We start from the raw sequence: 21,064 nt of genomic DNA, 5'->3' as shown, positions 1-21,064 counted from the left end.
AATTCTTCGTACATGACGGGGCAGCTCAGTTCCAGTAGACTCCGTAGCGCTGCTCCGCCAGCCGATAACTCAGGAGCGCTTGAATAGGGCGCGAATAACTGCACCCAGTGCCAGCGTTGAACCTGCCATCACAAGGTACGGTCGTGCCTGTTCTAGGCGTTGGCCATTGGCTCTGTCAGCCTCCGATTGATCTTCGGAAGACGAAGACGCAGGTCGGACGAATCCACGAGCCTTGGCGGCCGCACCGGAAACTTTGTCTCCGGCGCTTTGCGTAAAGGAGCGTACTTTATCGATCTTGGCCAGAGGCGCCTGAACGCTCTCGCCAAGGTTGTCGCGCAGCGCCTGAATCTGGCGGCGACGACGACGGGTCCGGAGGATCAGTTCGTCAGCACTTGGTGCCGGCGGCTTTGGTTCCTTCTTCTTGTCGCTTTCTTCGGCATCTTCAGGCTTCTTCTTCAGCGGTTCATCGAGCGTGCTGACGTCGAACTCGCTACCATCCTTGAGCACGCCCAAGTCATGGCGAATACCTCTAATGGCTGCTTCTGGCTTAAGCGGCAGCGCCTTCTTGACCTTGGCGTATCCAACCAAGCCCAAAATGGCTGCGACTAGCAGGAAGAAGCCAGCAACGATCAACGCCGCAGCCCATCCAGGCAGCCAAATAGCCAAAACATTTACCAAGGTCACTACGACGGCAATAACAAAAAGCGAAACTACGACGAGTGCAGCACCAGCGAGTGCTGCTGCCATGCCAAGGCTGATTCCCTTGCCCTTGAGTACAGTTGTCGCGAGCTTGATTTCATCCGAGAGCTGTTGCGGAACAAGCTCCTTGAGTCCTTCAACCTGCGCCTTAGCACTCTTGACGCTCGACTTCAGGCTTTCGTCAGCTTGCGTCGATTCAGCTTCAGTCATGGTTTCTCCATATTCTCGATCGCGCAGCAACCGGTGTATCTCACGCTAACACCCCGGCTACCTCAATCGACTCAGTCTTCAGGCGTAAAACCCACAGCCCGAACTCATGCTATGGGTGTAACTGTTAACGATTCGAAAGTCTATCGTCTAATCACCTGAGGTTATAGGAGATCCAGCCTGTGACGGGATTTCAGTTTAAATACGTCAGCCGCACTCAACGCGGGGAAAACAAAAAACTTCCCAGCTACCTAAGTAACTGGGAAGTTTTTTCTTGGCTCCTCCAACTGGACTTGAACCAGTAACCCTTCGATTAACAGTCGAATGCTCTGCCAATTGAGCTATGGAGGAATGCAACGAGTAATACTTTAGCACTGGCCAAGTCAGGTTTTCAAATCGGGAGGCTGCCGGATCGCAGGGCCTGAATTATCGCCAATTTTCCGCGCTTTAAGCTGTCTGAACCCACTTTCATACGGGTTGAATCAAGAATTTATTTCCTGTGATCTGACGCATACTTCGCGAGTTCCAGCAATTGTTGTGCAGAGCGTTCCCACGAGTAGTGCTCAGCGCGTTGAACTGCACGGTGAGAGTACTCCATCCAGGTGGCAGACTCATCCAACGTGCGCACCTGTTCAGCGAATCCTCTCGCATCATCTGGCGAGGCATAGAGCGCCGCGTCTTCGGCAACTTCCCTGAAGATCGGCATGTCGGTGACAACCACAGGAGTTCCCATGCTCATGGCTTCCACCAGTGGCAGCCCATACCCTTCTTCGCGCGAGAGCGTGACCAACGCGGTGCACTCGCTGAGCAACTGCTCATACTCATGGTCGCTAACCCCATCGTGGAATACGACAGCCGCCCCATTTGGAATCAGTTCCATTAGCTCCTGGCGACGCGGTTCTTTGATGCCGCTGAGCAAGTGCAGCTCGTGCTCCGGCAGGTAGGCCATGGCCCGCACCAAAGTCTCGACGTTCTTGTATTCCATGAAGGACCCCATATAGAGCAGGGTTTTCTTGGGTTTCGCGCTTGGATCCCGCCGTGCGAAGTCTCCTGTCGGCGCATTGGACACCAGGCCGATGCGCTGCCTGGTCAAGCGATGCTTGCGCATGAGCCCAGCAGTCGTATTCGAGACGGTTGCCACCGCGTCGGCTCGATTCAGCAGCAGCCGTTGCGGCCAGTAGACCTGGTGGAAAAGGAACCATCCGATACGGATCGGCATCGGCAGGAATTTTGGCGCGTGCGGATGCGCGTAGTAAATCAGGTCATGAAGGGTCAAGATAACCGGGAATTTTCGGCCCAGGGTCCCCATGGTTTGCATCGGCGAAAACACCACGTCGGCATCCAGCTTGTTGATCTGCAAGGCGACAAATGGCTCAAGGACACTGGTCGGAGCCGAGATCTTCAGGTAGGGCACATCGGGAAGCATGGCCAGCTGGCGGGTGTCATTAATGAGCATGGTGACATCAGCCAACTTGCTGGTGGCCGCAATCAGCCCAGCCGTATAGCGGCTGATTCCGTCATGGTGGGTAATGCGGGTGTATCGTGCGTCGATAACAAGTTTCACGTGCGCAGTTGCCTTAGGTTTCTCGGATCCAATAGCTTCCAGCCTAGCTGTTCGATGCGTCGCGCAGGATCACAAAACCGAGCACCGCGAGCATACTCGCAATCACCCAGGCAGCCAGCGCAGCTTGTGTTCCTGCGGCGGTTCCCAAGGCCCCGCCGAGCATGCTGCCAACGGGAACTGCGCCGAAAGTCAAGAGGCGGCGAGCGCTGAGCACCCGTCCCAGCACGTGTTCGGGCACAATTTCAACCAGCCATGACGAAGCCGAGACGTTGAGGATCAGAGCAGCACTCCCCCACCCCAGCGCATGGACACCCAGCAATCCGATGCTCCACGCGTCGCTCGTAAATGCAGCGGCCAGCACCATCGAGGCCAGCGCTATTTGGGCAAGTCCGGTGCGCAGCAGCAGGGCCGGTGATGAAAACTTTCCGCTGATCCTGGTAGCCACGAGCGCTCCAATGAGCCCGCCCGCACCCGAGATCGAGGCATAAAGCCCGAACCCCGCTTCGCCATAGCCGAGGTCGTTGATGACAAAGATCGCCTCCACGGATGACCCGATGGCCAGGCCGAGATTAGACAAGGCCACGGCGACAGTGGCGGCGAGCAGTTGCCGGTTCGCGGCCAGGTAGCGAAGGCCGGCCAGCATTGAGCTGGAACGGGCGCTTTTGCACGGAACCGGATCGGCCCTTTGGTTCTCGCGATAGTCGCGAATTCTCCACGCCATCATCAACGCCAAGGCGCACAGGGCCGCGGCGGCACTGAGCAGCGCTGGCGCACCAAATAGGGCAAAGCCGGTACCGGCGAGCGCTGGAATAATCACCGTCATGCTTTGGTCCGCGGCGCTGAGCCGGGCGATGAGCTTGCTGATGCCCAGGGGCCGCGATTCGGAGTCGTCGCCGATCATTCTGGGCACTGCCGAAGTTTGCGCCGTCTCCGAAAAGACGTTGCAGATTCCCAACAGCGTGCACAGCACCAGCCCCATGGCGATGTTCAAGGCGCCGCTCATTGCGAGCACTGCGAGACATGCCAGGACAGCAAGTTTTCCCGCCATGCCGATGCGCAATACCTTCAGCGCCGAGCTTGTATCAACAAGGTGCCCGGCCGGGATGCTGGCAAAAACGAAGGCGAGCGATCCGAGCGTGTTCAGCAGGCCCATCTGCATGGCTGTTGCGCCCAAGGTTCCGACAAAGAGCAGGTCAATGGTGATGTCGGTCAGCGTGCGCCCAGCAGCATCGGTGGTATTCGAGCCCACCAGATAACGCTGGCTCTGCACATGCCGTTCGGGCTCATCCATTGCGGCTAGTTCTCCCTTGCTCTAACTGCTTGAGCATATAGAATTGCCCGCCATTTGCAATCGAACGATTAGCGTTACTTCACAAAGTGGCAAACCAGAGGATTCTACTCCACTTTGCCGCGCTCGCCATAAAAATTTGAACCTTCAAACTTCAGGTCAGCAGGCAATCTACCACAAGAGGCGCAGGGCGCACCGCAAAATGTCTAAAAAATCTCGTCCACTCAAAAGTTGAGTTTCTCGGCTTGCATTAACTAATTGCTTTGTGTTGTTAATAGATTCTTGTTAGGTGAGCCTGACCAAATATCTATTGACTCTATCTGAGGAGCATGCTCTTGGGTGCCTCACTACCTACCCTGCAAATCCCTGATGTCCCCCTCCCGCTCTACGACGACGCGCTGCTCTGCGCAGACACCGCAGGCGCGTACGAAGAGGCTTCACATCGCGCGGTGTCCCTCGTTGCCGACAAGTTCGCAACCGTCAACGCCCCCACTACCGGGCCGAGCCCGCAGCAGATGGCGGCCAAGATCGACCACGTCGATCTGCGCTCGCCATTGGGTTCAACGGAACAGTCCTTCAGCGAACTCAATGACCTCTACCTCAACGACGCGGTCTACTTCCACGACACGAAGTACGCGGCTCACCTGAACTGCCCCGTTGCCATCCCCGCGGTCGTTGCCGAAAACTTCGTCACCAGCGTCAATACGTCGATGGACACCTTCGACCAGAGCGCCGGCGCCACCCTGATCGAACGCAAACTGATCGGCTTCACTGCCGAGCTCATTGGTTTTGATCCTGGCAAGGCCGACGGGATCTTCACATCCGGTGGCACCCAGTCAAACCTGCAGGCCATGCTCATCGCGCGGAACACTGCGACGGCCCAGCTCCAGGGTTCCCTGCCCGAACGCCTGGCCAAGCTGCGGATCTACTGCTCCGAAGACGCGCACTTCTCGATCCGCAACGCCGCGATGCTTCTGGGAATGGGCTACGAAGCGGCTGTTGCCATCCCTACCGATGCCCAGCACCGCATGGATGCCCAGGCGCTGCGCAGCCGCCTTGCCGAAGACCTCAACGCGGGCCTTGTCCCCATGGCCATATCGGCCACCAGCGGCACCACCGATTTCGGCGCCATCGATCCGCTGAACCAGCTGCGGGCCATCGCCACCGAGGTCGGGGCCTGGCTGCATGTTGATGCGGCCTACGGCTGCGGATTGCTCGTCTCGAACCGGCACCGCCACCGCCTTGATGGAATTGAGCAGGCTGACTCGGTCACCGTGGACTACCACAAGTCCTTCTTCCAGCCCATCGGCTCCAGCGCCCTGGTCGTCCGTTCAGGTTCAAACTTCGAGTCCATCGCGCACTACGCCGAATACCTGAACCCGGCCGCCGAAGCCGCCGCCACCCCCAATCAGGTATCAAAATCCCTGCAGACCACGCGCCGATTCGACGCGCTGAAATTGTGGGTCACGCTGCGCACGCTCGGGGCCTCGCGGCTGGGCGAAATGTTCGACCAGGTCATCGCGCTGGCCGAAGATGCGCAACAAGAAGTGGCGATGCGCGCCCAGCTCCATTTGGTGGCAGATGTCCAGCTAAGCACCCTGGTCTTCTCATTCGAGGATCCAGAGCACCGCCTGGAGCTGGCCGAGCATAATGCCCTGGCCAACCAGATCCGCCACCGCCTGTACTCCAGTGGCGAAGCAATGATCGCGGCCACCACGGTGGCCGGAAAGCGCCTGCTCAAGCTCACCCTGCTCAACCCGAACACAACGCTGGCCGACATCAGCGAAATCCTCGATGCCATCTGCCGCATCGGAACCGAAATTCTTGCCGAACGCACCACCGGAGACAAAAAATGAATCAACCTAGCGAGCACTTCGACGTCATCGCCATCGGGGCCGGGCCCTTCAACCTGGGTTTTGCCGCCTTGACCGAGGGCATCGAGGACCTGAAGGTAGCGGTCCTCGACGCCGCTGAAAAGTTCGTCTGGCACCCGGGGATGATGCTTCCCGGAACGCATCTGCAGGTCCCTTTCATGGCGGACCTGGTCACCCTGGCCGACCCCACCAACAAGTATTCGTTCCTGAATTACTTGAAGCGCCAGCAGCGCATCTACCCGTTTTACATCCGCGAAGACTTCTACGCGCTGCGCCAGGAGTACTCCAACTACTTGGCCTGGGCCGCCGAAAGCATTCAGAGCGTGCGTTTTGGGCACCGGGTGCTCGAGGTCGAATACCGCGAGGGCCTGTACCATCTCTCGGTGCTCACCGAGGCCGGGATGGGCCACTTCACCGCGCAGAAACTGGTGCTTGGCACCGGCACCCAGCCCTACCTCCCGCCGGTGATCAGCGACGAGGCCATGAACACCGGCAAGGTGGTGCATTCGAGCAACTACCTCTTCGGGCGCGATGCGCTCTTGGCATCGAGCGAAGCCACCCGGGCCAAGGCCATCTGCGTTCTAGGCAGCGGGCAAAGCGCCGCTGAAATCTTCCTGGATCTGCTGCGCAACCTGGAGGAGGAAGACCACCTGATCTGGGCCACCCGCTCGGAACGCTACTTCCCGCTGGAATACACCAAGCTCACCTTGGAAATGACGTCGCCAGAATATATCGACCACTTCCACGCCCTGCCGATGGCCAAGCGCGACGAGCTCTCCGCCGAGCAAAAGGGCCTGTACAAGGGCATTAATGCGGACTTGATCAACGAGATCCACGAGGAACTCTACGAACGCAGCATCAGCCAGGCCGCCAACGTCCACCTGCGCACCGGTTGCGCGGCCACCAGCATCACCGCTGCAGACCAGGGCATCTCGGTCAGCCTGCGCCATGACCGCACCGGGCAGGACTTGGATTTCGTGGTCGATGATCTGGTGATGGCCACCGGTTACCGGGCAGGTGTTCCGGACTTCCTCGGCGGCATCGCCCAGCGCATCGACTACCTGGCCGATGGCCGGTTCAACGTGGACCGCGAATACTCGATCGGCCTGGGCCAGGACATCTTCGTGCAGAACGCCGAACTGCATACCCACGGCTTCACCGCACCGGACCTCGGCATGGGCGCCTACCGCAATTCGGTGATCATCAACCGGATTGCCGGGCGCGAAATCTACCCCGTTGAAGAACGCATCGCCTTCCAGGAATTCGGCGCCGCGGAACTGACCGGACTGCCTACCGCCGCCCCTGCCACCTCGCATGCCTAAGGACACACACTTTATGAGCACCTTTACCTTCCGTTCTGTCGAATTGCCCCAGGACACCGCCTTGCTGCACTCCTGGATCGCCACCGAGCACGCCGCTTTCTGGGGCATGCCCACCGCGACCGAAACAGAAATTGCCGCCGAATACAGCTCGTTGCTGGCCACCGAAGACTATGAAGTCCTCCTCGGACTCGATGGCTCCGGGGCCGCCCGTTTCCTTCTCGAGCTGTACAACCCGGCCGCCTCGCCACTGGCCGGGGCCTACAACTACGTCCGCGGTGATCGCGGCCTGCATTTCCTGGCCCCAGCCAGTGATCACCCGCAGCCAGGATTCACCCTTGAAGCGATGACCGCCGCGGTGAATCATGCATTCGCCCGGCCCGGCATCGAGCGGATTATCGTTGAACCAGATCTGCGCAACAAGGCCATCCATGCGCTCAACGCCCGCGTCGGTTTCACCCCAATCCGCCCCATTGAGCTTGCCGAGCACGATGGATCGATCAAGCAGGCGCTGCTCTCGATCTGCACCCGCAATGATTTCGAGACAGCGACCGGCCAACGCCTTGAGCCCTGCTTCCTCTCCCCCGAGCGCTGGGACATCGCCAATCGCCATGTGCTGGCCAAAGCCCTGGGCGAGTTCTCCCACGAACGCTTGCTGGAGCCCGCCGATCTTGGCGAGGGCAGCTACTTGGTGCAGAAGGATGGACACCGCTATCTCTTTGCCGCACGCCAGTTCCAGCTCAATCACTGGCTGGTGGAGCCAGGCAGCCTGGAGCACCAGGAACTTATCGATGGGCACTGGCAGCCTGCAGAAGTGGATGCCATCGACTTCGTGACACGCTTCTATCGCGAGCTGACCCTCTCCGAGACGCAGTTGCCCACCTACTTGGAAGAACTGTCTTCTACGCTCTCCAGCCATTGCTACAAGCAGGTTCATGCCACTCACGACTCCGCCGCCCTGGCGCAGTTCCCAGGCACCGCGGCACAGTCCTTCCAGCTCGTCGAATCCTCCATGACCGAAGGCCATCCGTGCTTCGTGGCGAATAATGGCCGCATGGGTGTGGGCCGCAGCGACTACCTGCGGTATGCGCCGGAAACCGGTGCGGCCCTGAACCTCGGGTGGGCGGCCGCGCACAAATCCCGTGCCCAGTTCGACTCCATCGACACCCTGGATTACGATTCGCTGCTTGGCAGCCAGCTGGGCGCCGGCGAACGCGAACAGCTGGAGCTGGCGCTGGACCGGTCGTTGTTCGGCACTGGCTACCGCGCCGAGGACTACCTGTTCATCCCGGTGCACCCATGGCAATGGGAAAACCGCCTGTCCATCACCTTCGCCAACGACATTGCCCGCAAGCAGCTGATCTGGCTTGGCACCAGCGGCGACGAGTACCAGGCCCAGCAGTCGATCCGCACCTTCTTCAATCTTTCCGATCCGACGCGCCACTACGTCAAGACCGCGATGTCCATATTGAATATGGGCTTCATGCGCGGCTTGAGCGCTGAATACATGAAGGTCACTCCAGCCATCAACCAGTGGCTGGGCGAGCTGTTCGAGAGCGATCCGGTGCTCTCTACCCAGCCGGTTGCCCTGCTGCGGGAAATTGCTGCCGTTGGCTACCGCAATCCGCAGTTCGAAGCGGCGACCGACAAGAGCGCAGCGCAACGCAAAATGCTCGCGGCCCTCTGGCGCGAGTCGCCGATCAACCTGCTGGAAGAGGGCCAGACCCTGGCCACCATGGCCAGCCTCTTGCATGTGGATTCACAGGGCAAGTCCTTCGCCGCGGCGCTGATCCGGCGCAGCGGTTTGGACCCTGCCCAATGGCTGGCCCAATACTTCGACGCCTATCTGGTGCCTTTGGTGCACTGCTTGGCCGCTTACGACCTGGTCTTCATGCCGCACGGCGAGAACGTGATCATGATCCTGGAAAACGGCGCGGTGAAGAAGGTGCTGCTCAAGGATCTGGGCGAAGAAATTGCGGTGCTTTCCGACCGGGTTCAGTTGCCAGAAGAAATCCGCCGGGTGCGCACCGGTGGAGATCCGGTGCTCTCGGTCTTCACCGACGTATTCGATTCCTTCTTCCGCTTCCTGGCACCGCTGCTGGATGTCGAAGGCATCCTGCCCGAAGAAGACTTCTGGAAGATCGTGGTTGAACGACTGCTGGATTACCGTGCCGAGCATCCTGAATTTGCGCAGCGCTTTGACGAGCTGGGGCTCTTTGAAAAATCGTTCCCGCTCTCTTGCCTGAACCGGTTGCAGCTTCGCAACAACCAGCAAATGCTGGACCTGACCGACCAGTCCGGCGGCTTGCTCTACGCCGGCGACCTGGAGAACCCGTTGGCGTTTGCGGTGCTGGCCGCCAACTAGCGCTCATCAAAATTTGCATCGCGTCGCACAGTATTCGTGCGGCGCGATGCTTTTTGCGCTCCCGACCTTACACAAGCCTCAAGCGCAGTTCCTCGACTGCCTCGCCCTCCAGCTGCTGCAGGAATGCTGGCCTGCCTGCCATAACCATCACCAGATCCAGTAGCGGGCCGCGCACCACAGCTCCGTGCCCGGCAGTGAAGGAGTCGTCCGTGGCGATGAGCTTGAGGCCTTTGATCAAGGTTTTGCTGTTAACGGCAAAATCCTGTGTGGAATAGAACCGGGCAACTTCATGAACCGCGGCAGGGTCTGGTTCCAGATTCAGGCCCAGCGCGACGGCAACGTCCTGGCCGTGGACCACGATTTCTCCCAGCAAACCCGGCACCGAATTGAAAACCGCCCTGGATTGATTGCAAGATCTATTGAAGTTTTCCAGGGTTTGTTTTGCCGAGGTTCCCCAATATTTTTTCAAGAGCCGATCGTTGTGCCGATCAGCATTGAATCCGCTGAGCAGCATATTCAGCAGCCATTGGCCAGTCCCGGTTGAACCTGCCGCTGCGAGGTGCGCGGCTACATGGCGAACGCTCCAATCCTGGCTCAACGTTGTGGTTTGCCACTGGTCCGGGTCGAGGTCCTTCAAGAGCAGCGAAAGCCTTTGGCGCTCGCTTCTCACCAATTCCCAAAGCTGTGTGGATTGCATGCGGCGGCTTTCTCCTCGGTGGTTGCCTGTTTCCTACCCTACCGACCTAGTTGTTCTTGCAGCGCTTTTGATTTGCGCTTGTCACGCCGTTCTTTGGAAACGCGCACCAGGCCTCTGCAAAAAAATTTTCGGTACTAAGTGTTGCTAAATACCGCTACTTAGTTCTACTATCTACTTGTACTCAATAACACTAAGTAGATAGGAGGTTCGCAATGGCATCACAAATGACCGAGATGCTCAAAGGAACCCTGGAAGGGATCGTCTTGGCCATCTTGGCCGAACGTCCGGCCTACGGCTACGAGATCACCACCGGATTGCGGGATCGCGGTTTCACAGATCTCGCTGAAGGAACCATTTATGCGCTCCTGGTGCGCATTGAGCAGAAGAAATTGGTTTCAGTTGAAAAAGTGCCCTCCGAAAAGGGGCCGCCACGCAAGGTCTTCACCTTGAACGACACCGGACAACAGCAGCTCTCCGACTTTTGGGCTACCTGGAACGTACTAGTCTCCCGCATCAATGCCCTGCCCCAACCCGACAGCAACGACGAAAGCAAAAAATCATGACCGCCAAATGGATTGAAAACATCACCGGCTCCCTCGAGCAAAAGAAGCAGTACAAGGCACAGAGCACTCGCCTCAAATCATTGCCCCAGCCCTACGCCAAGGCCGCCCTCGGCATCCATCGATACCTGCTGGCCCAAAGCGGGATCACCGATGGGGACACCATGGTCACGATGTTCACCGACCTCGCCGACCTATTTGAACAGGCGGCCGCAAATGGCACCGCCCTGCGTGAAATCACAGGCAGCGATCCTGCTGATTTTGCCGACGATTTCGCATCTGCCTACGGCGGCCAGCGCTGGACCGACAAGGAACGCAAGCGCCTGGCAGAAACCATCAACGAAGCCGAACAAGACACCTGAGGTGAATGATCATGAACGCAACCCTCGCTAAGAGTCCCGCTGTCGAGGTCCATGGAATGGCCAAATCATTCAAGGACCACCAAGTCCTCGACGGAGTTGAATTTTCCGTCCCAGCGGGCAGCATTTTTGCCTTGCTAGGTTCCAACGGCGCCGGGAAAACCACACTTGTGCGCATTCTCGCGACCCTGCTTCCCGCAGATTCAGGGTCGATCAAGGTCTGCGGGAACGATGTTTCCCAATCCCCGGGGAAAGTACGCAAGTCCATCAGCCTGACCGGACAGTTCGCAGCGGTCGATGACGTTCTTACAGGTCGCGAAAACCTCACCCTCATCGCCCGGCTGCGTCGGGTAGCAGACGCGACGGCCGCCGCCGACGCGCTGCTGGAACGCTTTGGCCTCGCCGAAGCCTCGAACCGACCCGCTGGCACCTACTCGGGTGGCATGCGGCGAAGGCTGGATATTGCCATGAGCCTTATCGGCTCCCCCGATCTCATCCTCCTCGATGAGCCAACCACCGGGCTGGATCCGCAGGCACGTCGCGAAACCTGGGAATCCATCCGCAACTTGGCGGCGGGCGGAACAACCATCCTGCTCACCACGCAATACCTCGATGAAGCCGAGGCCCTGGCGGACTGGATTGCAATCCTGCACGAGGGATCGATCATCCATCAAGGAACGCTCCCCCAGCTTCAGGCATTGCTACCGCCAGCGCCAACGGAGCTGATCACCAAAAAACCCACGCTTGAGGAGATTTTCCTCGAGCTCATCAGCCGCGCACCGCGGCCAGAGCGGAGCGAATCATGAGCATCGCGTCCTTGCACGAAACCCGAATTCTCACCGGCCGCTCAATGCGACACATCTTGCGCAGCCCCGACACCATCATCACCACCGCGGTGACACCGGTTGCCATGCTGCTGCTGTTTGCCTACGTCTTCGGCGGTGCTATAAATACGCAAACCACCGGGCCCTATGTGAATTACCTGCTGCCTGGAATCCTGATTATCACGATCGCCTCAGGTGTTGCCTACACTTCTTACCGGCTATTTCTGGACGTGCGTGACGGGCTGGTGCAGCGCCTGCGCGCCATGCCCATCTCGCGCTCAAGCGTCCTGTGGAGCCATGTGGCTACGTCCTTGATATCCAATTTGGTCTCGATGGCTTTGGTGCTGGCCGTAGCTCTCATCATGGGGTTTCGCACGAGCGCCTCGTTCGCCCAGTGGCTGGCGGTCATTGGATTGCTGTGCCTTGTCACCTTGTCGATGACTTGGATTGCAGTCCTTGCTGGGCTCAGTGCAAAATCCGTTGATGGAGCAAGCGCCTTCAGCTATCCGCTCATCTTCCTGCCCTTTATCTCATCAGCATTCGTGCCCACCGATTCCATGCCAGCTCCGGTGGCATGGTTTGCCGAGCATCAGCCGATCACCGCAATCGTCGAGTCCCTCAGAGCCCTGTTGGCGCAGGAGCCAGTGGGAACCAATCTCCCGATCGCCTTGGCTTGGCTCGTTGCCATCGCGCTGCTGAGCTGGGGCGCAGCGACCCGTGCCTTTCGAACCAAAATCTCCAGCTAGGGCAATTCAATAACCGGCGGAACGCCAACCCGCCGGCCGAGGGCGCAGTAGAAACCGCTGAATGGGGCAATGCTGTGCACAGCGGCTCATACCGAACATTGCCGCTCGCATCGGGCCGGTGTGCTTTCCCATGGCCGGCGGTCCCCGTACAGGCCGCAGGGCCCGAAGGCCTGGTGGATCTAGGCGCGAGGCAGGGTCAGAATTTCTGCGCCGGTTTCGGTGATGGCGATGGTGTGTTCGGTATGCGCGGTCCGGCATCCGGTGGAGCTGCGCAATGTCCACCCATCCTTGTCCATGATGAGCTTGTCGGTATTCGTCATGACCCATGGCTCCAATGCCAGCAACAGCCCGGCACGCAACTTGTAGCCTCGGCCAGGGCGGCCGTCGTTGGAAACATGCGGGTCCTGGTGCATGGTCGAACCAATGCCATGACCGCCGAATTCGAGGTTCACCTTGTAGCCAGCGGCTTTGAGCACCGCCCCCATTGCATAAGAAAGATCGCCGATCTTTGCCTCCGGAGAAGCCGCTGCAATGCCTGCCGCCAGTGCGCGCTGGGTGGTTTCGATCAGTTTCCGGTCTTCGGCAGTTCCCTCGGAACCCACCACAAAGCTGATCGCTGCATCCGCTGCAAATCCGCGCAGCTTGATGGCCAAGTCCAAGCTCAGCAGGTCTCCCTCCGCCAAGGCGTAGTCGCGGGGCAGGCCGTGCAGCACGGCATCATTGACTCCGGTGCAGATATAGTGCCCGAACGGGCCGTTGCCGAAGGAGGGAGCGTAATCGACGTAGCAGGACTCTGCGCCTGCTTCCAGGATCATCTCCTTGGTCCAGGCATCAATCTCCAACAGGTTCGTACCGGCCTTGACCCGCTGCTTGAGCGTCGCAAGTATGGTTCCGACCAGCGCCCCGGTATCGCGGGCCCGGTCAACTTCTGCAGGTGTGAGAATTTCAATCATGCCAATAACTATACCGGTCATATAGTACCGGTACTATAATTTTCTTATGGTCAGATTACCGCTCACCGCCAAAGAACTTGAACAAGGGAAGGTCCTTGGGTCCATCCTGCGACGCGCGCGCGGCGAACGCACCATCCTCGATGTTGCCCTGGAAGCCGGCCTCTCCCCTGAAACCCTGCGGAAAATCGAAACCGGCCGGGTAGCCACCCCGGCGTTTTCCACCATTGCCGCAGTGGCGGCCGTGCTGAATCTGTCGCTCGATAGCATCTGGTCATCGCTCAACCAGCCGAGCGAAATCAATCCCCCTTCGCCTCGTTCCGGGCAGCTCGCTCACCGCTAGGGCAGGAATAACCTCCCGAAACTACTTGTTGGCTCAAGTATGAAGAATATCGGATTCTTGTCCTTCGGTCACTGGACCGACCATCCCCAGTCCGGCACGCGCAGCGCCTCGGACGCGCTGCTGCAGGCCATCGACCTCGCGGTCGCCGCCGAAGAGCTCGGCGCGGATGGGGCCTATTTCCGGGTGCACCATTTCGCTCAGCAATATGCCTCGCCGTTCCCGCTATTAGCCGCCATCGGCGCCCGGACCAATCGCATTGAAATTGGCACCGGCGTGATCGACATGCGCTACGAGAATCCCCTGTATATGGCCGAGGACGCCGGATCAGCAGACCTGATTTCCAATCGCCGTCTGCAGCTGGGCATCAGCCGAGGCTCGCCCGAGCAGGTCATCGACGGGTGGCGCCACTTCGGATTCGAGCCGGAAGACGGCGAATCCGATGCGGATATGGGCCGACGCCACACAGAGCGCCTGCTCGAAGTCCTCTCCGGCGAAGGGTTCGCCCAGCCAAGCCCCAATCCGATGTTCCCCAATCCGCCGGGCCTGTTGCGCATCGAACCGCATTCGGAGACTTTGCGCGATCGGATCTGGTGGGGTTCGGGATCCAACGCCACCGCCGTCTGGGCTGCCAAACTGGGCATGAACCTGCAAAGCTCCACGTTGAAGGATGACGAATCCGGAAAGCCCTTCCATGTCCAGCAGGCGGAGCAGATCCAGCTCTACCGCGATGCCTGGAAAGAAGCCGGCCACGAGCGCGAACCACGCGTCTCGGTGAGCCGAAGCATCTTTGCGCTCACCGACGAGCGGGACTGGCAGTACTTTGGCCGCGACCGCTACAGCTCGGATCAGATCGGCAATATCGATGAGAAAACCCGTGCGGTCTTCGGAAAGTCCTATGCCGGCGAACCTGATGAACTGGCCAAGAAGCTGGCCGAAGATGAAGCCATCGCTGCGGCCGACACCTTATTGCTGACCGTTCCCAACCAACTGGGTGTCGAGTACAACGCCCACGTCATCGAGTCGATCCTCACCCACGTCGCCCCGAAACTCGGCTGGCGCTAAATACGGTAATAGTTACGCCGTTTCGCCGGGCTATTAAGCCAGCTGGTCGCTGGTCACTAGGCTAGGGCCATAGGAACTGAACTTTAAGACTAGGAATAGAGAGAAATTCATGAGCAACCCATTGAAGGTCGCCTTCATCAAGGCCAGCTGGCACGCAGATATCGTCGATCAGGCACTAGCCGGATTCACCGCAGACATGGACGCCTCCGGGACCGAGTACACCATCGAAACCATCAGCGTTCCAGGTGCCTACGAAATGCCATTGCAGGCGCAGCGCCTGGCCAAGACCGGAAAATATGATGCGATTGTCGCTGCGGCGCTGGTCGTCGATGGCGGCATCTACCGCCACGATTTTGTTGCCCAAGCAGTGGTCGACGGACTGATGCGCGTTCAGCTGGATACCGATGTGCCAACCTTCTCGGTCAGCCTGACCCCGCACCACTTCCACTCCAACGATGAGCACCAGAACTTCTACTTCGAGCACTTCCTCAAGAAGGGCGCCGAAGCAGCTCGCGCTGTTCGAGCCGTAGCCGCCATTCAGTTCTAGGCTCCGGCAGACCACCGCCAGGCGTGTTGACCAGCCCCAATAACCAGGGCGATCAGCACGCCTGAGGTGTATCCCAGCTACCACGCAGCGCGCGGGCTCAGTCGAGCCGCCGCTTCCTGCAACGTCACCGGAATCGGCCTGATCGATGCAATGGCGCCAATGCCGATGTCCTGCACGTCGCGGCAGCCCCTGCCCAATGTTCCGGCGAGCGCCACCACCGGAACCACATTCAGTGATGCTCTTCGTGCAGTTTTGGCCGGCACTTTGCCCTTGGGCGTTTGAACATCGATCGCATCCTTGGCGGTAATCACCAGGTCGACCCCGGATGGGCCCGAGTCCAAGTTCGCTTCAAATCGGGGCATGAGGATCGCGCTGATCACATCGTTTTCGGATGCATTAAAAGCCCAGGCCCCATAACCCGTTATCGGGGCATGGGGCCTGAGTTGCGTGCGCTGCTTACGCTGGGTTATTTAGTCGCCCAAAGCACCGATTCGTCGTTGAAGGACATGGTTTCGGTCATTCTGATCTTGGCGTCAGCCACGGCTTCTGCGGGGACGTCAAAGACCACCTGGTAGCTGGCTTTGCCGCCCTTGGACAGCGTAGGCGCATCCGTTGCCGGCTTGGCCGGCACCACCATGGCGGTGCTGGTGTCATAAATGCTCGCGTCTGAACCAACAAGTTCCGGGTTCAAGTCCAACCAGGCATCGCCTTCTTCATCGCCGTTGTAGACGACGGAAATATCGACGAGCACGTATTGGCCCTTCGCCTTCTCATTGAACTCATTGACCTTGGCAATCGCCTTGCCAGCATCCAGGTTCACCGTGCTGACGTTGACCGAGTAGTCGCCGACCGTCGCGGCCTCGCCGAGGGCAAGAACCTGGGATTCGTCCTCGGCCTGTTCTACCACTTCAGCCGGAGCGGCAACTTCACCATCGGCAGCATCCTCGATGCCACTGGTGACCTCGTCGATGGCCTTGACATAGAAGGACTGGGTGACAAACACCAAAACAATGGCAACAATGGCGATAACGCTTGAAGCGATTCCCAGTCCCTTGCTGCCTTTGCGCTTGAGCGCGATGACCAGGGATACGAGGCCCAAGACGAGTGCGACAACGCCCAGGATGGCTGCAACGTTGTTGACGATCGGGACCCAGCACAAGACGAGCGCAACAATTGCGATCACCAGGGCCGCGATGCCCAGGCCTCGTCCAGCGGTGGACTTCGGGGATGGAGACGGAATCGGAGTTCCGGGATCCATCGGTGTATGGATGCTCATGAGTGCTTCCTTCGAGTGACGGCAGAACACAACGCTCTGCGATGACGATTGACCTAAACGGATGACAGCCCCAGGTGCAACCGGAGCCTTTATTGACTCTTCAATGATCATGTCAATCGATACCGACAGTTTGGCTTGCTGCAATATTCGCTGCGGATGGATGCGCAGGCTTCCACAAGCCAGGCCAGCGGATAATGGCCAAGTCCTAAACCATCGAATTCGCTGAAGATCTTTCCTGGCTGGGCAAGCCTCTTTCCCAAAACCAGTGCCCGCATTACAGAATGCTGATATGCTCCCACCTGCTGAACGCTTCCAAGGTCGCGATACCCTGCGCTACGTGCGCCTCATGCTGCTCGTCGTTCCCCTGCTTTTGGTGGTGGCCATCGTCATTTACGGAATCGTCAACCAGCGGATCGAAGACTCGCTCAGCTCCTACTACTTGGGCCCAGCGCGAGACCTGTTTGTCGCCATGCTCGTGACTACCGGAGCATTGCTGGTGGTGTACAGCGGCGAAGCCCTGGAGGACTATGCGCTGAATCTGGCCGGGTTCTACGCCATGTTTGTCGCGCTGGTTCCCACCAGGCTGGGCGAAACCCTGGCCACGCTTGCACCGGCCGAACAGGGCAAGTTGATCCTTTCGGTCCGCGTAGCCATCGTTGCCGTATTGATCGTTAGCGCCGCATTCGTCTGGCTGGGCATCAGAACTAGCAACTGGCCGCACAAAGCGCTCATGCACAGCGCGTTGACCAGGGCCTTGGGATGGATCAGCACCGGCCTGCTCGCGGTCTTCATCCTGCTATTGATCTGGCGTGCCTTCGAAGGAAAAACCTTCGCCTGGGTTCATGCCAGCGCTGCGTTCTTGTTGATCTTCTCCATGGGCATCGCCATTGCCAGCCATCTGGGCCACGCGCCAATGTGCCATCAAGACACCAGCGGCGGTTCCCCGAACCGCTATCGGATCATCCTGGGACTGATGGCGCTGGGCTTGGTCGCCTGGCCGATTCTGCTTGTCGCTGGCGTTGACGAAGCCCTGTTCATCGTCGAGTGGTTCCAGATCGGGCTATTCGCCTACTTCTGGTACCTGGAGTCCCGGCGGCTCTGGAACCCTGTTGCCTAAAAAGAACCAAGCGGCCCGGTTCGATTGTCGAACCGGGCCGCTATGAACAGGCACCCCGCTAGGCGCGATCGGCTAGTTGCCCAGTAGCATGCCAAGCTCAACCGCATTCGGTGGATTGGCGCCAGCGCGCGAGCAGGTAATGCCCGCAGCCCGGATGGCATATGAAACAACCTCGCGAGCTTGATCCAAAGTCAAGGCATTCAAGACAGGCCTTGCCTCGGCCCCAGGACCGCCCAACACGACTACGCCGCCAGTGCGAACACCGAATGAGCTACCACCTCGGCATTCTCCGCAGCACCGTCGAACGCGTCCTGACCCGCTACCGAATGCCCAAGCTGGCGCATCTGGACCAGACCACTGGGCTGCCGGTGTGCAAGCCGATCAGCGTGCGGTACGAGAAGTAGGCACCGGGCGAGCTGGTGCATGTGGACATCAAGAAACTGGGCCGCATCCCAGAAGGCGGAGGCTGGCGTGCCCATGGGCGCGGATCTGTCCAAGGCCGCCAGGCCAGCAACGCGCGGAACCGCGCGGCACGCCAGGGCGCCGCGGCATCATGAGGCTACTTGTACCTGCATCACGCGGTCGATGACTATTCGAGGTTGGCCCATTCCGAGATCCTCAATGACGAGAAGGAGGAAACCGTGGCTGGGTTCTGGGAACGAGCCCGAGGTTTCTTTGCGGCAGCGGGCATTGCGGTGACCGAGGTGATGACCGATAACGGTGCCTGCTACCGTTCCACGGCGTTCGCTCAGGCGCTGGGGCTGGATGTGAAGCACCGGCGCACCAGGCCGTACAGACGGCAGATCAACGGAAAAGTTGAAAGGTTCAATCGGACGTTGGTGTAGGGATGGGCGTGCACGAGGTCTTATGGCAGAGAGGAAGCCAGGGCTGCAGCCTACAGCACCTGGCTTCATCACTATAATCATCATCGACCCCACGCCGGGATCGGTGGTCTTATTCCGTCAGATCGTGTTTGCAACCTCACGGGGAACTACACCTAAATCTCAAAGGCCCGGATCACCCTGTCACTGAGCAAGACCTGGTAAGGCATCTCCTTCAACGTTTCAGCATCAACATCGATACCACGGCTTCGGGCTGCTGCAGCAATCCCTTCCCACGGATGCTCCCCGGGCTTTTCGGGATCATCAACCCTCACCAGATCAAGAATTTCACTAATCAGCGCATCCGACGATTGTCTCCACCTAGCAGGCCCGGGCCCATGGGATATGGCAGTGAATCCACGGCCCAGATCCAAACTGATCATCGACCCATCGCTCATCAAAATGCACTGCGTGATCTTCACGCTGATGCTTGGCCGCGAATTATCCGTCGGGGTGTCATCCAGGTCGCACAGCGCTGCAATCGAGGTTGCCTTCAGGTTGCTGGCCATTTCCCCCGACAGAGCAGGAAAGGCATCAGATTCGTGATCGCCGTGCAGAGGAGCGTAATGGAACCCCTTTTCGTCATAATCACTCATAGCGAAGGCGTGCAACTCAGATCCACCTCCGCCGAGTAGTCATACCCAAGTGGATCAACTTGACCACTCAGGTCCACATCGACTCGGCCCCTCCAACCAATTTTGCCAGTGGTCACGCAAGGTTCATGAGGTGTTGCCCAGCGACCAGTTCCGCTACCAGGTTCATAAGTGCCGGATGCGGATTTCTGGTTGAGCCACCCACACCCATAAACACTAGAACAAGCCCAAGCCTGAAGCGTCGCAGTCACTTTGGCAGTCGATGGGCAAGACCCGGAGTCAACAACCCAATAACCATGAACAGATGCCTCCCCATTAGTCACATGCGGGTAATCGGCACGGCCACCATAATGGCAGCTTCCCGACGTCCACATGGGAGAAATCTCCGGCATCGTGGACTTGAATAGGGCTTCTTTCGGAGAGCCTGCGTCTCTAGGCGCAGGTGCAAAATGGAAGCCCGGGGAGTTCACGAATTCTTCATAAGCTTCCGTGCCTTCGGAAAGTCCAGAAGGAAACTCCTGAGCAATCTCTTGATCCGAAAGTATGGCCGATTTGCTGGGTGCTTCCAATGCATTGGAGGGCATGGCGCCAACTAGCAACAGGCTCAACACGGCGCAAGTCGATAGCACTGAACGACTTATTCTTACTGGAATATTTCTCATCGCTCCCCTACGTACGGTAGAAGTCGCAGGTGCTTGCCTTGCCACAAATTTTGCGCAAGAGCACTGCGGGGCAGCCCTGCAGGTGCAATGCTGACTAGCACTTAATCTCATGGATTTACCTACTGGGCTACTTAACATCCTGCTCCGAAATATTTGCATGTCAAGTATTTGACACCATCCGGTATGAATCAAAGATGCTCCCCGCTGAATGACATGATGAGTGGCAGCGACCCTTGGAATAGGAATAGTCCAGTTCGCGTCCCCAAAAGGTGGCTTGAACTCCAATGGTGGCCCAGGCATACGCCCAGGCCACCATTTTCAATGTTCTTCTGTTTCCCTAGTACCACTCGAAGGCGATCATTTCCAACGGCTTCTCCGGCTCCGACAACAACCAAACCAACTCCTTCTGCACATCCATCTCAGCCTCCTCCAACAAACCAATGGCCGTTAGCTCAGTCCACGAATAGTCCTTCGCCAGCATCTCAGGAACCAGTGCAGCTAACAACTCCCGCTGCGCCTCATTGAACTGACCCGCAATGTACAGACCCTGGACTTTGCCGAGAAAAGGCACGTCCCCAGGTGTGCCTGGAACGAGATCAAGCTGCATTAGCGGCCGCATACCTACGAGCTGCTGCGCCTGCTTCCACGCATTGCGTATTGAGTCCAGACTTGGATTGCCTGAGTCAACGAACTCATCGATCACTACTTCAAATCATCGTGCTGCTCGGCCAACCAAAACCAATCCTCTGCAGATGGCCACAAATGCGCCAGACTCGGCGCATTGGTCCAGTCGTTGCCCCAATGCACTGGCAAGAAATCATTCATCCAGTCAGGAAGTACCGGGTGCGGAAGTCCACGGCCGCCTGCCTTTATGGAAGTTGCCCAGACACGCCCTTTCTCCCCCGACCACTGGGCAAATATGCTCATCCGGGCTCATCCGTGAACCCGTTGAATCTTAAATGAAAATTGTTTTCTCTCGGGACATCGGTGATCTTAAATGAAAAATCTTAAATGAAAAAGGCCCCGATCCTCGCAATGAGAACCGGGGCACTGATGAGCTCCTCCAACTGGACTTGAACCAGTAACCCTTCGATTAACAGTCGAATGCTCTGCCAATTGAGCTATGGAGGA

20 protein-coding genes, 2 tRNA genes and 1 pseudogene are annotated in these 21,064 nt (G+C 58.6%); 12 read left to right on the top strand and 11 right to left on the bottom strand.

What is annotated here, in order from left to right; genetic code table 11:
- Positions 1-69: 69 nt before the first annotated feature.
- From AOZ07_RS05100 to AOZ07_RS05085, 4 genes are all read right to left on the bottom strand, one after another.
- Positions 70-909, bottom strand: a complete 840-nt coding sequence (locus AOZ07_RS05100) for a phage holin family protein (protein WP_060701012.1) — start codon at positions 907-909, stop codon at positions 70-72.
- A gap of 272 nt (positions 910-1,181) precedes the next feature.
- Positions 1,182-1,257 (bottom strand) — tRNA-Asn (locus AOZ07_RS05095).
- Between the two features lie 139 nt (positions 1,258-1,396).
- On the bottom strand, positions 1,397-2,470 hold the full coding sequence (locus AOZ07_RS05090) for a glycosyltransferase family 4 protein (RefSeq protein ID WP_060701011.1): 1,074 nt from the start codon (positions 2,468-2,470) through the stop codon (positions 1,397-1,399).
- A gap of 43 nt (positions 2,471-2,513) precedes the next feature.
- On the bottom strand, positions 2,514-3,761 hold the full coding sequence (locus AOZ07_RS05085; protein WP_060701010.1) for an MFS transporter: 1,248 nt from the start codon (positions 3,759-3,761) through the stop codon (positions 2,514-2,516).
- A 332-nt stretch (positions 3,762-4,093) separates the two neighbouring features.
- Here AOZ07_RS05085 and AOZ07_RS05080 point away from each other — a divergent pair, with 332 nt between their 5' ends.
- The 3 genes from AOZ07_RS05080 to AOZ07_RS05070 are packed head-to-tail and all read left to right on the top strand — an operon-like array spanning position 4,094 to position 9,316.
- On the top strand, positions 4,094-5,614 hold the full coding sequence (locus AOZ07_RS05080; RefSeq protein WP_060703307.1) for a pyridoxal phosphate-dependent decarboxylase family protein: 1,521 nt from the start codon (positions 4,094-4,096) through the stop codon (positions 5,612-5,614).
- Positions 5,611-6,954: a lysine N(6)-hydroxylase/L-ornithine N(5)-oxygenase family protein gene (locus tag AOZ07_RS05075; RefSeq protein WP_060701009.1), complete on the top strand. Its 1,344-nt coding sequence runs from the start codon at positions 5,611-5,613 to the stop codon at positions 6,952-6,954. Before AOZ07_RS05080 ends, AOZ07_RS05075 begins: the two co-directional genes overlap by 4 nt.
- 13 nt (positions 6,955-6,967) lie before the next feature.
- A complete protein-coding gene (locus AOZ07_RS05070) occupies positions 6,968-9,316 on the top strand; it encodes a GNAT family N-acetyltransferase (protein ID WP_060701008.1) in 2,349 nt (782 codons plus the stop codon).
- 67 nt (positions 9,317-9,383) lie between these two features.
- On the opposite strand, the gene AOZ07_RS05065 is transcribed toward AOZ07_RS05070, so the two are convergent.
- Positions 9,384-10,013, bottom strand: coding sequence for a maleylpyruvate isomerase family mycothiol-dependent enzyme (locus AOZ07_RS05065; RefSeq protein WP_060701007.1), 630 nt, complete (start codon positions 10,011-10,013; stop codon positions 9,384-9,386).
- A 212-nt stretch (positions 10,014-10,225) separates the two neighbouring features.
- On the opposite strand from AOZ07_RS05065, the gene AOZ07_RS05060 reads away from it, so the two are divergent.
- The 4 genes from AOZ07_RS05060 to AOZ07_RS05045 are packed head-to-tail and all read left to right on the top strand — an operon-like array spanning position 10,226 to position 12,502.
- The gene (locus AOZ07_RS05060) at positions 10,226-10,576 is read left to right on the top strand and encodes a PadR family transcriptional regulator (protein ID WP_060701006.1); all 351 of its coding nucleotides are present in this window, start codon (positions 10,226-10,228) and stop codon (positions 10,574-10,576) included.
- The gene (locus tag AOZ07_RS05055; RefSeq protein ID WP_060701005.1) at positions 10,573-10,935 is read left to right on the top strand and encodes a DUF1048 domain-containing protein; all 363 of its coding nucleotides are present in this window, start codon (positions 10,573-10,575) and stop codon (positions 10,933-10,935) included. The genes AOZ07_RS05060 and AOZ07_RS05055 overlap by 4 nt, the downstream gene beginning before the upstream one ends.
- An 11-nt stretch (positions 10,936-10,946) precedes the next feature.
- A complete protein-coding gene (locus tag AOZ07_RS05050; RefSeq protein ID WP_060703306.1) occupies positions 10,947-11,738 on the top strand; it encodes an ABC transporter ATP-binding protein in 792 nt (263 codons plus the stop codon).
- A complete protein-coding gene (locus AOZ07_RS05045; protein WP_060701004.1) occupies positions 11,735-12,502 on the top strand; it encodes an ABC transporter permease in 768 nt (255 codons plus the stop codon). The genes AOZ07_RS05050 and AOZ07_RS05045 overlap by 4 nt, the downstream gene beginning before the upstream one ends.
- A gap of 179 nt (positions 12,503-12,681) precedes the next feature.
- Here the strand turns inward: AOZ07_RS05045 and map are convergent, their stop codons facing one another.
- Positions 12,682-13,455, bottom strand: a complete 774-nt coding sequence (gene map / locus AOZ07_RS05040) for a type I methionyl aminopeptidase (RefSeq protein ID WP_060701003.1) — start codon at positions 13,453-13,455, stop codon at positions 12,682-12,684.
- Positions 13,456-13,501: 46 nt separating this feature from the next.
- On the opposite strand from map, the gene AOZ07_RS05035 reads away from it, so the two are divergent.
- From AOZ07_RS05035 to AOZ07_RS05025, 3 genes are all read left to right on the top strand, one after another.
- Positions 13,502-13,795: a helix-turn-helix domain-containing protein gene (locus AOZ07_RS05035; protein WP_060701002.1), complete on the top strand. Its 294-nt coding sequence runs from the start codon at positions 13,502-13,504 to the stop codon at positions 13,793-13,795.
- A 39-nt stretch (positions 13,796-13,834) separates the two neighbouring features.
- Positions 13,835-14,857, top strand: a complete 1,023-nt coding sequence (locus AOZ07_RS05030) for an LLM class flavin-dependent oxidoreductase (RefSeq protein ID WP_060701001.1) — start codon at positions 13,835-13,837, stop codon at positions 14,855-14,857.
- Positions 14,858-14,966: 109 nt separating this feature from the next.
- Entirely contained in the window at positions 14,967-15,404 is a 438-nt protein-coding gene (locus AOZ07_RS05025) for a 6,7-dimethyl-8-ribityllumazine synthase (RefSeq protein WP_060701000.1), read from the top strand.
- Positions 15,405-15,481: 77 nt separating this feature from the next.
- On the opposite strand, the gene AOZ07_RS05020 is transcribed toward AOZ07_RS05025, so the two are convergent.
- On the bottom strand, positions 15,482-15,766 hold the full coding sequence (locus tag AOZ07_RS05020; RefSeq protein WP_084793364.1) for a glycerate kinase: 285 nt from the start codon (positions 15,764-15,766) through the stop codon (positions 15,482-15,484).
- Positions 15,767-15,870: 104 nt separating this feature from the next.
- Positions 15,871-16,680, bottom strand: coding sequence for a DUF4352 domain-containing protein (locus AOZ07_RS05015; RefSeq protein WP_060700998.1), 810 nt, complete (start codon positions 16,678-16,680; stop codon positions 15,871-15,873).
- Between the two features lie 289 nt (positions 16,681-16,969).
- Between AOZ07_RS05015 and AOZ07_RS05010 the strand changes: the two genes are divergently transcribed.
- On the top strand, positions 16,970-17,797 hold the full coding sequence (locus AOZ07_RS05010) for a hypothetical protein (RefSeq protein WP_060700997.1): 828 nt from the start codon (positions 16,970-16,972) through the stop codon (positions 17,795-17,797).
- A gap of 245 nt (positions 17,798-18,042) precedes the next feature.
- Positions 18,043-18,798 (top strand): annotated as a pseudogene (locus AOZ07_RS19040) (integrase core domain-containing protein); the annotation flags it as partial.
- Here the strand turns inward: AOZ07_RS19040 and AOZ07_RS05000 are convergent.
- From AOZ07_RS05000 to AOZ07_RS04980, 3 genes are all read right to left on the bottom strand, one after another.
- On the bottom strand, positions 18,795-19,274 hold the full coding sequence (locus AOZ07_RS05000) for a hypothetical protein (RefSeq protein WP_194943804.1): 480 nt from the start codon (positions 19,272-19,274) through the stop codon (positions 18,795-18,797). The pseudogene AOZ07_RS19040 and the gene AOZ07_RS05000 overlap by 4 nt on opposite strands.
- Before the next feature lie 996 nt (positions 19,275-20,270).
- Positions 20,271-20,636 (bottom strand): hypothetical protein, encoded by a 366-nt coding sequence (locus tag AOZ07_RS04990; RefSeq protein WP_060700993.1) that lies wholly within the window; start codon positions 20,634-20,636, stop codon positions 20,271-20,273.
- A 355-nt stretch (positions 20,637-20,991) separates the two neighbouring features.
- Positions 20,992-21,064, bottom strand: a tRNA-Asn gene (locus AOZ07_RS04980).

The organism is Glutamicibacter halophytocola (genome assembly GCF_001302565.1).
GTDB lineage: Bacteria > Actinomycetota > Actinomycetes > Actinomycetales > Micrococcaceae > Glutamicibacter > Glutamicibacter halophytocola.
The sequence above is the reverse complement of the archived record's forward strand: the minus strand, read 5'-3'. Positions and strand labels throughout refer to the sequence as shown.